The 14,596-nt window shown below is 49.9% G+C and carries 15 protein-coding genes; 8 read left to right on the top strand and 7 right to left on the bottom strand.

The annotated features are described in order from the left end of the window. Positions 1–157: 157 nt before the first annotated feature. From sapF to pspF, 6 genes are all read right to left on the bottom strand, one after another. Positions 158–970 carry a putrescine export ABC transporter ATP-binding protein SapF gene (gene sapF / locus OK023_RS08700; protein ID WP_317696978.1) on the bottom strand — a complete coding sequence of 271 codons (813 nt, stop codon included), beginning with the start codon at positions 968–970 and terminating at the stop codon, positions 158–160. A 1-nt stretch (position 971) separates the two neighbouring features. Further along, positions 972–1,964 carry a putrescine export ABC transporter ATP-binding protein SapD gene (gene sapD, locus OK023_RS08695; protein WP_317696976.1) on the bottom strand — a complete coding sequence of 331 codons (993 nt, stop codon included), beginning with the start codon at positions 1,962–1,964 and terminating at the stop codon, positions 972–974. Beyond that, entirely contained in the window at positions 1,964–2,854 is an 891-nt protein-coding gene (gene sapC, locus OK023_RS08690; protein ID WP_317696973.1) for a putrescine export ABC transporter permease SapC, read from the bottom strand. The genes sapD and sapC overlap by 1 nt, the downstream gene beginning before the upstream one ends. Next, entirely contained in the window at positions 2,841–3,806 is a 966-nt protein-coding gene (gene sapB / locus OK023_RS08685; RefSeq protein ID WP_317696971.1) for a putrescine export ABC transporter permease SapB, read from the bottom strand. The genes sapC and sapB overlap by 14 nt, the downstream gene beginning before the upstream one ends. Then, complete coding sequence (gene sapA, locus OK023_RS08680) at positions 3,803–5,455, bottom strand: ABC transporter substrate-binding protein SapA (RefSeq protein WP_317696968.1); 1,653 nt, start codon at positions 5,453–5,455, stop codon at positions 3,803–3,805. Before sapA ends, sapB begins: the two co-directional genes overlap by 4 nt. A gap of 118 nt (positions 5,456–5,573) precedes the next feature. After that, positions 5,574–6,572 (bottom strand): phage shock protein operon transcriptional activator, encoded by a 999-nt coding sequence (pspF, locus tag OK023_RS08675; RefSeq protein WP_317696966.1) that lies wholly within the window; start codon positions 6,570–6,572, stop codon positions 5,574–5,576. Between the two features lie 185 nt (positions 6,573–6,757). On the opposite strand from pspF, the gene pspA reads away from it, so the two are divergent. The 7 genes from pspA to tyrR all read left to right on the top strand — a co-directional run bounded on the left by pspA (position 6,758) and on the right by tyrR (position 12,705). Next, positions 6,758–7,423, top strand: a complete 666-nt coding sequence (gene pspA, locus OK023_RS08670) for a phage shock protein PspA (protein ID WP_317696963.1) — start codon at positions 6,758–6,760, stop codon at positions 7,421–7,423. Positions 7,424–7,481: 58 nt separating this feature from the next. Further along, positions 7,482–7,709, top strand: a complete 228-nt coding sequence (gene pspB, locus OK023_RS08665; RefSeq protein ID WP_317696961.1) for an envelope stress response membrane protein PspB — start codon at positions 7,482–7,484, stop codon at positions 7,707–7,709. After that, on the top strand, positions 7,709–8,146 hold the full coding sequence (pspC, locus tag OK023_RS08660; protein WP_317697584.1) for an envelope stress response membrane protein PspC: 438 nt from the start codon (positions 7,709–7,711) through the stop codon (positions 8,144–8,146). Before pspB ends, pspC begins: the two co-directional genes overlap by 1 nt. A gap of 82 nt (positions 8,147–8,228) precedes the next feature. Then, positions 8,229–8,471 carry a phage shock protein PspD gene (locus OK023_RS08655; RefSeq protein WP_317696959.1) on the top strand — a complete coding sequence of 81 codons (243 nt, stop codon included), beginning with the start codon at positions 8,229–8,231 and terminating at the stop codon, positions 8,469–8,471. Continuing rightward, positions 8,452–9,849 (top strand): YcjX family protein, encoded by a 1,398-nt coding sequence (locus OK023_RS08650; RefSeq protein WP_317696957.1) that lies wholly within the window; start codon positions 8,452–8,454, stop codon positions 9,847–9,849. Before OK023_RS08655 ends, OK023_RS08650 begins: the two co-directional genes overlap by 20 nt. Further along, positions 9,846–10,910 carry a YcjF family protein gene (locus OK023_RS08645; protein ID WP_317696954.1) on the top strand — a complete coding sequence of 355 codons (1,065 nt, stop codon included), beginning with the start codon at positions 9,846–9,848 and terminating at the stop codon, positions 10,908–10,910. Before OK023_RS08650 ends, OK023_RS08645 begins: the two co-directional genes overlap by 4 nt. Before the next feature lie 226 nt (positions 10,911–11,136). Further along, positions 11,137–12,705: a transcriptional regulator TyrR gene (gene tyrR / locus OK023_RS08640; protein WP_317696952.1), complete on the top strand. Its 1,569-nt coding sequence runs from the start codon at positions 11,137–11,139 to the stop codon at positions 12,703–12,705. A gap of 88 nt (positions 12,706–12,793) precedes the next feature. Here tyrR and tpx read toward each other — a convergent pair whose 3' ends face one another. Further along, a complete protein-coding gene (gene tpx / locus OK023_RS08635; RefSeq protein WP_317696950.1) occupies positions 12,794–13,297 on the bottom strand; it encodes a thiol peroxidase in 504 nt (167 codons plus the stop codon). A gap of 329 nt (positions 13,298–13,626) precedes the next feature. On the opposite strand from tpx, the gene ycjG reads away from it, so the two are divergent. Next, positions 13,627–14,592 (top strand): L-Ala-D/L-Glu epimerase, encoded by a 966-nt coding sequence (gene ycjG / locus OK023_RS08630; protein WP_317696949.1) that lies wholly within the window; start codon positions 13,627–13,629, stop codon positions 14,590–14,592. Positions 14,593–14,596: the final 4 nt, after the last annotated feature.

Here is a 14,596-nt window from a genome sequence, read left to right as displayed (position 1 = left end):
CGCCTCTCAGAGGCCGTTTTGGACATTTTGCCCGCACAATAGAAAGGTGGTTTTAGCAAAAAAGATGGTGAAAAGGTCATTGACGCGCATGGACAGCGAATAGCTAAGTCTCAGTAGCCGCGTTTGCCAGGCAATGATCTGCCTGACTTGTTCTGCTCTAGTTCCTGCTACCATCACGCCGCCAGGCATCAGCAGTCAGTGCTTCACCAAAATGACTGTTAATCAAGCGTTTAGTAAGATCATGCAGTGGGGCAGCCAAAACTTCAGCCGTGCTGCCGCGTTCGACGATTTTACCTTCATGCATCACCATTACCTGATCGCTGATGTGCTTCATCATGCCCAAATGTTGCGTCACATAGATATAGGAGATGCCATGCTTTTCCTGCAGCTCTAGCATCAGATTAATGATCTGCGAGCGCATCGACATATCCAGTGAAGCGAGTGCTTCATCTGCAATAATCACTTTAGGCTGTAGTATCAGCGCTCGTGCCAACGCTACGCGCTGCTTTTGACCTGAAGCCAGCATGTGCGGGTAATAATTGGCATGATCCGGCAACATACCCACTTGGCGCAAGGTCTGGTTAATTCGCTCCTCTCGGGCTGCAGTTTCAAGTTCAGTATTCAACCTTAACGGCGCATCAAGCAACTGACCGATGCGTTGACGTGGGTTGAGTGAAGTGCTGGGATCTTGAAATATCATGCGGATTAGCTGACTACGGTAGCGGTAATCACCAAACTCCAGTGGGTGATCATCAATCAGTATTTCACCGGATGAAGGTTCGACCATGCCGGAGAGCATCTTTGCCAAGGTTGATTTTCCAGAGCCGTTTTCACCGATGATCGCCAGCGTTTGCCGCTCACGTAGGGTAAAGCTGACGGGGTGAACTGCTTCGATATGTTGTCTGCGAAACAGCCCGGTTCGGTAGCGGTAGGTCTTGGTCAGGTTGCGCACTTCCAACAGTGTTTCCATGTTATTGCTCCTCCATGTTTAACGGGAAATGGCAGGCGAACAAGCGATTCTTCACCGCTCTTAGGAGTGGGGTTTCAATACATTTTTTCTGTGCGTAAGGGCAACGTGGACCCAGACGGCAACCTATTGGTAAATGTTCCAGTGATGGAATGGCACCCGGTAACGTATTCAAGCGGCTCTTATGCGGTAGTGAACGGCCAAAATCAGGCATGGCACGGATCAGCGCTTGGGTATAAGGGTGATGAGGTGCGGCGAGCAGATCTTCACATTGTGCGCTTTCAACCGTTTGGCCACAGTAGAGCACGTTGACCTTGTCCGCCCACTTGCTCATCATCTGCAAATCATGGCTGATCAGCAGGATAGTGGTGTTATTGTTCTGATTCAGACGTGCCAACAGCCGGAAAATCTGCGCTTGTGTGGTTGGCTCCATGGCGTTGGTCGGCTCATCAGCAATCAACAACCTTGGCTGGTTGGCCAAAGCGATGGCGATCATCACTTTTTGACATTCACCTTCGGTTAACTCATAAGGGAAACTGCCCATGGCATCCTTATGATCTTTGATCCCCACGCGGTGTAAAAGCTCAATAGCTCGGCGTTTACGCCAGTTAAAACGTTGCCACCAACGGCCTTTGAAGGTCGAGCCAGGGATAGCCTGTGCCAACTGGCGCCCAATGTTTTCAGAAGGATCTAAACAGGATTGTGGTTCCTGAAAAATCATCGATACGTTTTGGCCAACTAGCCTGCGTCGTTCGCGCGGCGTCAGTTGCAACAGATCGATATCATCAAAACGGAAGCGGTCAGCGGTAACGCGCCAGTTATCTTTGGTCACGCCACAAATGGCTTTGGCGATCAGACTTTTTCCTGAACCAGATTCTCCCACTAAACCACGTACTTCACCTTCGGTTAGTGTCATACTGACGCGGTCAACGGCTTTGACGGGACCTTCAGCAGTCATAAATTCAATTGTCAGATTGCGGATATCGAGTAACGGCATTATTCCACCCCCGCATTAATTGCACGGCGCATTCCATCACCCAAAAGGTTAACCAGTAATACGCTGAGCAAAATGGCCACGCCGGGCAGCATCACTGCCCAAGGTGCGACATACACCAGCTCTAGCGAATCACCCAACATTGCACCCCATTCAGGTGAGGGCAGTTGCGCACCCAAATCGAGGAAGCCCAGTGCGGCGATATCGAGGATCGCCATCGATAGCGCTCGCGTGAACTCGGTGACCAGCACTGCGGCAATATTGGGCATCACTGCGTACCACAGGATTTGTAGCGTTGAAGCACCATCTAGGCGAACAGCGACGACATACTCTTTTTCTAACTCATCATGTACGGCGCTATAGATGGTGCGCACCATACGGGGTAAAAGCGCTAACCAGACGGCCAACATGGCATGTTCGAGTTTTGGCCCGAGAAACGCCACAACAATAATCGCCAGCAGCAATGAGGGAATGGAAAGCAGGGTATCCAGAATATGGTTCAACACCGCGGAAAGCAGACCATGAGTGACCCCGGCAAATACGCCAAGGATCACACCACAGGCAGCGGCAGCCAAGGTGACGATCAGCGCTGAACCAAAGGTAGCAGCGGTGCCGCTTAGCAGGCGGCTGAGGATGTCCCGGCCCAGATCATCAGTTCCCAGAAAGAATGACACATTCCCGTAATGTGACCAGGAAGGTGGTAGTAGTTGATAACCAAGAAATTGCTGATCCAGAGCGTAAGGTGCCAGCAGGCTGCCAAACAGAGAAAGCAGGACCAGAGCCAAAACGCCATAAAATCCGACCATAGCGAGTGTATCAGCGTAAAAGATCCGCCAAGTATAAAGTAGAGGACTTGGCATTTTCTTTTCGCGGTATACGTTATCGAAGTGCATACCATTCCTTATGCTTCAGCGGGCTCATTGCGGCACCGAGAATATCTGCAAGGACGTTGATGGTGATCACCAACGTGCCGATGACCATCACTCCGGCAGAAATCGCCGCATAATCTTGCTGTCGGATGGCGTTAATCAGCCAGCGTCCCAGTCCCGGCCAGCTGAATACCACCTCGGTGATCATCGCCAGCGTGAGCATGGTGGAAAACTGCAACCCGAGTTTCGGGATGATCGGTGGCAACGCATTATGCAACACGTGTCGGCGGATAATGGTGAACCGCGAAAGACCGCGGGTAGCGGCCGCTTTTATGTAGTTCTGCTCAAATACATCGTCTGTGCTGATACGCATCAAGCGGATCACTTCGGTGATAGGGGCGACAGCCAGTGCAGCGATGGGTAATACCATATGGCGTAACGCGCTGCTAATCATCTCGGTGCGATAAGGTGAGTCAGAGAGCCAAGCGTCGATCAAGGCAAAGCCTGTCACGGGTTTGACCTCATACAACAAGTCGAAGCGGCCTGAAACCGGTAGCCATCCTAAATAGAGTGAAAAATAGAGCATTAATAGCAATGCCAGCCAGAATACTGGCATTGAGAAACCCAGCAATGCAAAGGTGCTGATGGCTGTATCCTGCCATTTTCCACGCATCACTCCAGCAATAATGCCTAACGGTATACCGATGAACAGCGCTAGAGAGAATGTCAGAATGCAAAGTTCCATGGTGGCCGGGAACACTTCACGCAGCTGTTCGCTGATAGCCTGACCATTAATGCTGGAGACGCCGAAATCCCCATGCAGCAGGCTGAAAAAATAGAACCGATAGGCATCCAGTAAGGCAGCTCCGTTTAGCGGGGCTCTCGGGGTAAAATAGTTCAGACTGAAGCTGACCAGTGTGAGGAAGAACAGCGTAATCAGCAGTAACAGCATACGGCGCAGGGTAAAGATAATCACTTTTTCACCTCTTCTGCCGGTTCACGGTACACGCCAGCAAACGACGCATTACCAAAGGGGCTTAATACCAGCCCTTTGATATCATAACGATAGGCTTGCAGACGAAGGGATGATGCTAATGGCAGTAATGGCAGTTGTTCTGCAAGAATTTTCTGCGCCTGTTGATATTTATCGATACGTTGTGACAGTTGTTGGGATATTAGTGCATCCTGCAACAACTCATCGAATTCAGGATCACACCAGTGAGCATAATTCGTTTGAGAACGGATAGCCGCACAGCTCAACAGAGGTCGGAAAAAACTGTCTGGATCGTTACTGTCCGTTGACCAGCCGGTGAGTGTTAAATCGTGGTTCATTTCCATCAGGCGAGCTTCCTGGAAACGGCCTTCTACCGGAACAATAGTGAGGTTGATACCCACCTGTGCTAAGTCAGCCTGCAGCAATTCTGCCATTTTCAAGGGACTTGGGTTGTATGATTGCGATGCTGTCGGTACCCAAAGCTTCAGATTCAGGGATTCAATACCTGCTTCGCGGAGTAGTTCACGCGCTTTGGCTGGGTTGTACTCCGTTACACGAGCATCACTATCATATGCCCAGGAGGCTCGTGGCAGGATAGACGCGGCTGTTTCTGCCGTACCGTAATAAATCGATTGCATCAAACGCTGATTATTAATCGATAGCGCAATAGCCTGGCGGACTTTCAGATTATCGAGTGGGGGTTTGCGGGTATTCAAGGCCAGATAGGCAACATTCATCCCGGGCCGCAGCGTTAGACGTAATCGTGGATCGTCGCGTAGGATCGAGAGTTGGCTGGCGGCAGGATATGCCAGCACATCGCACTCACCGGTCAGTAACTTGGACAGCCTGCCTGTACCACCGGCACTCATATCGATCACCACTTGTGGCATGCGTGGTTTCCCTTTCCAGTAAGCTTCATTACGCGCCAGACGAATATATTGCCCAGAACGATATTCACTTAAGAGGAATGGGCCGGTGCCCACGGGTTCGCGATCGATCATTTCTGGTGAACCGCTCTGTTTCAGGTTAGCCGCGTACTCTGCCGATAATATCGGGGCGTAATGTGTTGCCAGATGCCACAGAAACGACGCATCCGGTGCTTGAAGACGGAATTCCACAGTGAAATCGTCCAGTTTCTTCACACTTTGTACCGATTCTGCGAACTGTAAACTGTCGAAATATGGGTATTGACCACCGTTTACATCGTGAAACGGATGTTGTGGGTTAAAAACCCGCTCAAAACTGAATACGACATCATCAGCATTCATTTTGCGTGTGGGTTGAAACCAGGCCGTAGTCTGAAAAGGCACATCACGGCGCAGATGGAAACGGTAGGTGGCACCGTTATCCAAAACCTCCCAGCGTTGCGCCAGCTCAGGCATAAGACGGTAAGTATAAGGATCAACGTCCAGCAACCGATCATACAGCTGGGCTGCGAGGGTATCGACAATTAGACCACGGCTGGCCATCTGTGGATTAAAAGTATTCAGGATGCCACTGACACAATAAACAAAACCGCTCTGCCGGATATCCGTTGGCGGAGGAGGTGTGTTTGATGTAGTCGGTGTTGAAGCCAAAGCAGAGTTTGCCAGGCAATACAGTGACATTATCCAAAGGGGGAAACCACGCATAGACGCTTCATGGGTTATTAAGCAATAACATTAGTGTATCGCACTCTGGCGAACAGCCCAATCTCTTGAACAAAATGACTGAAATTTTAGTGTTGTGGCTGAATTTTGCTCAATAAGGTCAGTCCTGCTCATTCGCTGGTAATAGCGCATGCTTTTTTAACATGCCGCGCAATTGATGATAGGTCAGTCCCAGTTGCGCTGCCGCTTTGCGCTGGTTGAATCGGCTCTGTTGCAATGCCTTTTCCAGTAAGGCTTTTTCCTGCTGGTGTTGCCAGTGTTTAAAATCTAATGGCAATGTAGGCAAATCACTGGTTTTCTCTGGCACCTTATCGTCTGGTATTGAGCGCTGTAAAAATGGGTTAATGATGATGTTATCCAGCATATCGTCGCTTGTACCGTGCCGGTAAACAGAGCGCTCCACTACATTTTTCAGCTCACGCACGTTGCCAGGCCAGCTATAACTGAGCAATGTGGCTTGGGCATGTTCGCTAAAACCGGGAAACAGTGGCAACAACAGTTCGCGGCACATGCCGATGGCGAAATGTTCTGCCAGCAACATGATGTCTTGCTGGCGTTGCCGTAACGGAGGCAATTGCACAACGTCGAAGGCCAGGCGGTCCAACAAATCGGCGCGGAATTTACCGGTTGCAGCCAACGCAGGAAGATTGTCGTTAGTGGCACAGACCAACCGGACATCTACTTGTAACGGTTGGCTACCGCCAACACGTTCCAGATGGCCATATTCGATCACCCGTAACAGTTTCTCTTGCACCAGCATCGGCGCAGTCGCTAATTCATCCAGAAATAAAGTGCCGCCATCTGCGCGTTCAAAGCGACCAAGATGGCGTTTCTGTGCACCGGTGAATGCCCCTGCCTCATGACCAAACAATTCTGAATCCAGCAGGTTTTCGTTCAACGCTGCGCAGTTAAGGGAAATAAACGGACCTTGCCAACGATTGGAAAGGTAGTGCAAACGGTGTGCTATCAGTTCTTTACCGGTCCCGCGTTCGCCGAGCACCAGCACTGGTTTGTTCAGCTTCGCCAATTGTGAAACCTGCTCTAATACCTCAACAAAGGTATTCGCTTCGCCCAACAGGTTCTCTAACGGTCCGCTCATGATGAAATTCGCCAATGTTTGGTGAAAACACTCACTCTACAGTAAGCGCAGCGAGAGTCAAAAAATAAATAGTCTTTATTTTTCAATCAAATAAAACTTGGCATGCTTCTTGATATAGGTTCTACGACAAGCAGTATCACTAACGCGGCGCTTCATACGCCATCATAATCAAGAGGAAGTAAATTATGGGCATTTTTTCTCGTTTTGCCGACATCGTGAACGCCAATATCAATACTCTGTTGGATAAGGCAGAAGACCCCCAAAAGCTGGTACGTTTGATGATCCAGGAAATGGAGGACACGCTGGTAGAAGTACGTTCTACGTCAGCTAGAGCCCTAGCAGAAAAAAAACAGTTATTACGCCGTATTGAACAAGGTGAAAACCAGATCAATGATTGGCAAGATAAAGCCGAACTGGCATTACGCAAAGACAAAGAGGATCTGGCGCGTGCTGCGTTGATTGAAAAACAGAAAGTGGCCGATCTTATCGCAACATTGAGTCATGAGGTTGCTACGGTAGAAGAAACCCTGGCCCGCATGAAGAGTGAAATTGGCGAATTGGAAAACAAACTGACTGAAACCCGTGCGCGTCAGCAGGCGTTAACGCTACGTCATCAAGCGGCTTCTTCTTCACGCGATGTTCGTCGTCAACTGGATAGCGGTAAACTGGATGAGGCAATGGCGCGTTTTGAGCATTTCGAGCGCCGGATCGACCATATGGAGGCGGAAGCTGAGAGTATTAGCATTGGCAAAAATAAAAGCCTAGACCAGGAATTTGCTGAACTGAAAGCGGACGATGCTATCAGTGAGCAAATTGCAGCATTGAAGGCCAAAATGAACCGCTCAGAATAATGCACACGCGGCCACCCAAGTGTGGTCGCCATATCACGGTTAATATGAAGGAATTAAAATGAGTGCTCTATTACTTGCCATCCCATTGACCATCTTTGTGCTGTTTGTCGCGCCGATTTGGCTTTGGCTGCATTATAGCAACCGGCAACAGAATGGTATCCAACTAAGTCATCATGAAATGCAACGGTTGACTCAGTTGACCGAGGAAGCAGTGCGTATGCGTGAGCGCATACAGGCACTGGAAGATATTCTTGATGCGGAACATCCTAACTGGAGGCAATCGTGATGAGAAAGCACCAGGAAAGAGAGAACTATGGCGAGCGTAACGATCACTCATACAACAGCAATGGAAACGATTCTTTCAAGGGCAATACGTTAGCGAATAAAAAGCTGTATCGCGTTCCTGAAGAAGGGATGCTGAAAGGCGTCTGTGCTGGTCTTGCCCACTATTTTGACGTGCCGGTACGTTTGATCCGGGTGATTGCCGTACTATCATTGTTCTTCGGGCTGTTTTTCTTCACGATAATCGCTTATATCGCGCTGGTTTTCATGCTGGATGAAGTCCCTGCAAGCCGTTATCGGGATGAACATCAAGCGACACCGCGTCAATTGTTGGATCAACTGGAATTCGAACTGGGTCGTGGTGAACAGCAACTGCGTCAAGTCGAACGCTACGTTACGTCCGATACTTTTGGCGTACAAAGCCGTTTTCGCCAGTTATGAACTATTTGAATGCGGTACTGGCCTGCGTGTTCCGCAGGTCATGTACTGCACCTACCGTCTTTTCCCCATTAGGACGTTTGTCATGACCAAATCCTCCGCATTCAAACAAGGCGCAGGTAAAGTATTGAAAAAATTACCCAACGTGATCATCATTGCGTTGATGAGTTATGGTCCTACCAGAGCAACATCGTGGCTACTAAAAGCGGTCAGCCGTAAGCCACTTCGCTTTGTGTTAGCCATGTTGCTGGAACCGCTGTTCCGCAAAGGGTTGGGCAGAGTCTTTGGGCGATATGCCAAGGAGAGTAATGAAAAGACTGAAAAATGAGTTTACTTCGCTGGTCAACCGCGGAATGGATCGCAATTTGCGTCTGGCGGTAACCGGCCTGAGCCGAAGCGGTAAGACCGCATTCATCACTGCGTTGGTCAATCAGTTGCTTCATGTTAACAGCGGTGCGCGCATGCCGCTGTTTTCGCCTGTGCGTGAAGATCGCCTACTGGGCGTGAAGCGTATTCCACAACGTGATCTCGGGGTTGCGCGTTTTACTTATGATGAAGGGTTAACGCAACTTTATGGCAACCCACCAAACTGGCCAACACCAACGCGTGGTGTCAGTGAAATCCGCCTTGCCATCCGCTATCGTTCTAACGACTCCCTATTACGTCACTTCAAAGAGACCTCTACTCTCTATCTAGAGATCGTGGATTATCCCGGCGAGTGGTTGCTTGATTTACCTATGCTGGAGCAGGATTACCTGAGCTGGTCGCGCCAAATGACCGGTTTATTAAAGGGCGATCGTGCCAAATGGGCTGAACCCTGGTTATCTCTATGCCGCGATCTCGATCCGTTGGCTGTTGCAGATGAAAACAAACTGGCCGCTATTGCCCAGGCCTACACGGATTATCTGCTACGTTGTAAAGCGGAAGGGTTGCACTTTATTCAACCTGGGCGCTTTGTATTGCCCGGCGAGATGGCCGGAGCGCCTGCGTTGCAGTTTTTCCCATGGCCAAATGCAGAGACCTTGGGGGAGTCGTATCTTGCCCAAGCAGACAAACAGAGCAATATCGGCATGCTGCGAGACCGCTTTACTTATTACTGCCACGCTGTTGTCAAAGCCTTCTATAAAGAGCATTTCGTCCGTTTCGACCGCCAGATTGTGCTGGTGGATTGCTTACAACCCCTTAACCGTGGGCCGCATGCGTTCAATGATATGCGGCTTGCCCTGACCCAACTGATGCAAAGTTTCCACTATGGCAAGCGAACGCTATTCCGTCGCTTGTTCTCACCCACAATTGACAAGCTGATGTTCGCGGCAACCAAAGCGGATCACATTACCGCCGATCAGCACGCTAATCTGGTGTCCCTTTTACAACAACTGGTGCAGGAAGCCTGGCAGAATGCGGCGTTTGAAGGCATCAGTATGGACTGTGTCGGTTTGGCTTCGGTACAGGCAACGGAGAGCGGGATGGTTGAACACAATGGACAGCGTATTCATGCACTGAAAGGCCAACGTTTGAATGATGGAACACCTCTGACCGTATTTCCAGGTGAGGTACCGGCACGTTTGCCAAGTCAAGCATTCTGGCAGCAACAAGGGTTCCATTTTGAAGATTTTCGCCCAAGGACAATGAGCGTTGATACGCCGTTGCCACATATCCGGCTTGACGCGGTGATGGAGTTTTTACTGGGAGACAAATTACGATGAGCGAGCCGCTAAAACCGCGTATCGACTTTGAGGAACCTCTACAGACGCCGCAAGAACCAGTGTTGCGTGCTGGGGTAGCGTTTAATGAACGACAGGCTGAGACATTTTATCCGGCGGTTCCTGAAGCAGAGCGGGAAGAAGAAGAGGAAGGGCGTGCCGAAGGGATCATTCACGCCGCGCTAAAGCCGCAGCTAAGCCTATGGCGCAAGATGGTTAATACCGGATTGGCTCTGTTTGGTATTAGCATCGTTGCTCAAGGTATCCAGTGGGTACATACCTCTTGGGTACAGCAGGATTGGATAGCGCTGGGCGGCGGGGTCGCTAGTGGATTGATTATTTTTGCCGGTATTGGCTCAGTGGTGGGTGAGTGGCGGCGACTGCATCGTTTGCGGCAGCGTGCGCAAGAGCGCGACGACGCCCGAGAGTTGTTGCATAGTCACGGTTTAGGAAAAGGGCGTGAGTTCTGTGAAAAACTGGCGCGTCAGGCCGGTATGGATCAGGGACATCCGGCGCTGCAACGCTGGCGGGCTTCATTACATGAAACGCAAAACGATCGCGAGGTCGTGGCCCTTTATGCCAAGCTGGTTCAGACGGTATTGGATAACCAGGCTAGACGGGAAATCAGTCGCTCAGCCGCGGAATCTGCTTTGATGATCGCCGTCAGCCCTTTGGCATTGGTGGATATGGCATTTATCGCCTGGCGAAATATTCGTCTGATTAATCGCATTGCGGCATTGTATGGCATAGAGCTGGGCTATTTCAGTCGTATTCGTCTGTTCCGGTTGGTATTGCTGAACATCGCCTTTGCTGGTGCTTCAGAACTGGTGCGGGAAGTGGGTATGGACTGGATGTCGCAAGATATCGCTGCACGGCTCTCAGCACGCGCTGCTCAAGGTATTGGTGCCGGTCTGTTGACGGCTCGTTTGGGTATTAAAGCGATGGAGCTTTGCCGTCCGCTGCCTTGGTTAGAGGGCGATAAGCCCAGACTGAGTGATTTCCGTGGCCAACTTGTCGGTCAGTTGAAAGACGCGATGAAGAAGAGTGAAAGCCAGGCTAAGTAGAACGTAATCCGCGTAGCCCTGCAGATTAGAGGGGCTACGTTACTCTGCTTCACTGCGTCAACCAGCACGGGTACAGATATGCGTCATGTGACGGTGTTTAAATTCATCAAACACAATGCAAAAACATAATTTTGTCAACTTTTACTGACAGATAGCTTCTTCCATTCGGCAGGAGAGAGTATCATCAGCAGTCATCCCTGAACCCGCAGAGATAAGGCTAATACTGATGCGTTTGGAAGTATTTTGCGAAGACCGTCTCGGTCTCACCCGAGAACTACTCGATCTCTTGGTATCGCGCGGCATCGATCTGCGTGGCATTGAAATTGCCCCTACCAGCCGTATTTACCTGAATTTTTCCCAGTTGGACTTTGATACATTCCGGGCCTTGATGGCTGAAATCAGACGGATTAATGGTGTCACCGACGTTCGCACGGTCAGCTTTATGCCGTCAGAACGTGAACATCGGGCATTGCGTGCATTGCTGGAATCGATGCCGGAACCGGTATTTTCTATCGATATGAAAGGCAGAGTAGAGTTGGCCAACCCAGCTGCTCAGGCATTGTTCAATTTCACTGAAGATAAACTACGTAATCAAACGGCTGCTCAGCTTATTGGTGGCTATAACTTTGGCCGCTGGCTAGAAAATGAAAATGCGATACCACATGCCGAACGAGTGGTGATCCGTGGTCAGGATTTTCTGTTGGATATCACGCCGATCTATCTTGAGGATGAACAGCAGATGCAGGCAACGGTGGGGGCTGTCGTGATGCTTAAATCTACCGCGCGTATAGGACGGCAACTGCAGGAACTATCGATAAATGACGATGCCGAATTTGACCATATTGTTGCAGTGAGTTCTAAGATGCGTCATGTGCTTGAGCAGGCACGCAAGCTGGCAATGCTTGATGCACCGTTGCTCATTGTGGGCGAAACTGGCACGGGAAAAGATATTTTAGCCCGTGCTTGTCATCTGCGTAGCCCGCGTGGCAAACAGACTTTCTTGGCACTGAACTGTGCTGCGTTACCAGACGATGTGGTTGAGAGCGAACTTTTTGGTCACGCAGCAGGTGCCTATCCGAACGCGTTGGAAGGCAAGAAAGGCTTTTTTGAACAGGCTAATGGCGGTTCGGTACTATTGGATGAGATTGGCGAGATGTCACCGCGTATGCAAACTAAACTGCTGCGTTTTCTCAATGATGGTACGTTCCGACGGGTTGGAGAAGAGCATGAAGTTCATGTGGATGTGCGGGTGATTTGTGCCACCCAGAAAAACCTGACTGAACTGGTACAGCGCGGCGAATTCCGTGAAGATCTTTATTATCGCCTTAACGTGTTGACGATCACAATTCCGCCGTTACGCGAGCGCCCACAGGATATCCTGCCACTTGCAGAATTGTTTGTGGCACGTTTTGCCGATGAACAGGGTGTTGCGAGACCAAAGTTAGCTAACGATCTCAATAGTTTTCTCTGCAAGTATGGGTGGCCAGGTAACGTACGTCAGTTAAAAAATGCTATTTATCGTGCACTGACCCAAACTAACGGTTATGAACTGCGTCCGCAGGACATCATTCTGCCGGAGTTCGAGGTAGAACTATCGCTGGGGGATGAAGTGTTGGAGGGGTCACTGGATGAGATTAGTAAGCGTTTTGAACGCTCAATTTTGACACGTCTTTACCGAACTTATCCAAGCACACGTAAATTGGCCAAGCGCTTAGGGGTTTCCCATACGGCAATTGCCAATAAACTGCGTGAGTACGGTTTGAGTAATCGTAAATCTCTAAAAGAAACAGAATAATAACGCTATCCAATGGATAAACAGCCCGGTGCAAAAAGACCGGGCTACTGCGATTGGCATTGAGCTGTGTGGCCTAATGCCAACAAGCTTACTTCAGTGCTTCCAGCGCAGCGTCGTAATCTGGTTCATTAGTGATTTCGTTCACCAACTCGCTATATAGCACTTTATCTTGGCCGTCAAGCACAACGACGGCGCGAGCTGTCAGACCGGCTAGTGGCCCTTCAGCAATCTCTACGCCATAGGCCTGTTTAAATTCGGTGCCACGAAGAGTTGAAAGCGTGACCACGTTGTTTAGGCCCTCTGCACCGCAAAAGCGAGACTGCGCGAATGGCAGGTCAGAAGAGATACATAACACCACGGTATTATCAAGGCTTCCTACCAGTTGGTTAAATTTACGAACTGATGCTGCGCATACACCGGTATCAATACTTGGAAAAATGTTCAAGACTTTACGCTTACCAACGAAGCTGCTCAATGCAACGTCTGAAAGGTCTTTAGCCACCAAGGTGAAGTGTTTTGCCTGTTCCCCTTGTTGCGGTAGTTGGCCCGCGACAGTGACAGGATTGCCTTGAAAGTGTACGGTCTGAGTCATTGTTAGGTTCCTTTCAACGATGTTTATATAAAGACGTATACCCAGTTTCGTCCAAATTGCAGGTAGGTGACGATTATGTAGTCTACAAGCTTGATCAACACCGCTGCAGTTTGAAGGGTGATGGGTATAAACCTGATTAACATAAGATTCACATCAGCGGCCAGTTTAAGTCAACAATCGTTCCTTGGATATAAAGTTTGTTAATTAATTGGTTACGCAAGGCTGGTTCCTTAATTGCCCGTGATGCCGTTGTCGCTGAAAAAGATCATCATTAAAGCGAGAGGAACGGGTTTCAAGCACGAAATATGTTTTCTTGTTCAGGAGCCGTTATGCGAAGCATGCATTTTTACGCTGAAGCCTGGCCGTTGCATACGGCATTTGTGATCGCTCGTGGTAGCAGGACCGAGGCGAAAGTGGTGGTCGTGAAGATCGAACAGCAGGGTATGTATGGCGTCGGGGAATGCACACCGTATGCACGTTACGGTGAGAGTGAGGCCTCTGTCATGCAACAGCTTGCTGAAGTGTTGCCTGCAGTATTACAAGGTGCCACTCGACAGGATTTACAGCGATTAATGCCCGCTGGCGCGGCACGCAATGCTGTCGACTCGGCTTTGTGGAACTTGGAATGCCACCTGAATGGTCAGGATCTGTGGCAACTTAGCGGTATTCAAGCGCCTCAACGTGTCGTTATGGCACAAACGATCGCCATTGGCACTCCAGAAGCCATGGCATTCGCCGCCAGGGAGCAGGAAATTAAGGGGGCGACGCTGCTTAAAATCAAGCTCGATGATCGTTTTATCCGTGAGAGACTGGTCGCGATCCGTGCCGCTGTACCTCGGATGAGCTTAATTGTTGACGCCAATGAATCGTGGCAAGCGAAAGGGCTGGAGGAGCGCTGTCAACTGTTGACAGATTTAGGCGTAGCTATGCTTGAGCAACCGCTGCCAGCAACAGACGACAGTGCGCTGGAAAATTTTGTCCATCCATTGCCGATTTGCGCCGACGAAAGCTGCCATACCAGTGATGATTTGGTCAGATTGTCCAGGCGTTACCAAATGGTCAATATCAAGCTGGATAAAACAGGTGGCCTGACGGAAGGGCTGAAACTAGCCGAACAAGCCCGTTTGCAAGGATTCGATATCATGCTTGGTTGCATGCTTTGTACTTCAAGGGCTATTGCGGCAGCATTGCCGTTAGTCCCAGGAGCCCGTTTCGTCGATCTTGATGGTCCAACCTGGTTGGCTAACGATATCAAACTCGGTTTGGCCTTCGCATGCGGTGCAATAAATCTTTAATGGC

Origin of the sequence: Serratia sp. UGAL515B_01, from assembly GCF_033095805.1 — a bacterium.
In the GTDB taxonomy this organism is placed as follows: Bacteria; Pseudomonadota; Gammaproteobacteria; order Enterobacterales; family Enterobacteriaceae; genus Chania.
This window is presented reverse-complemented; position numbering and strand designations above follow the sequence as displayed.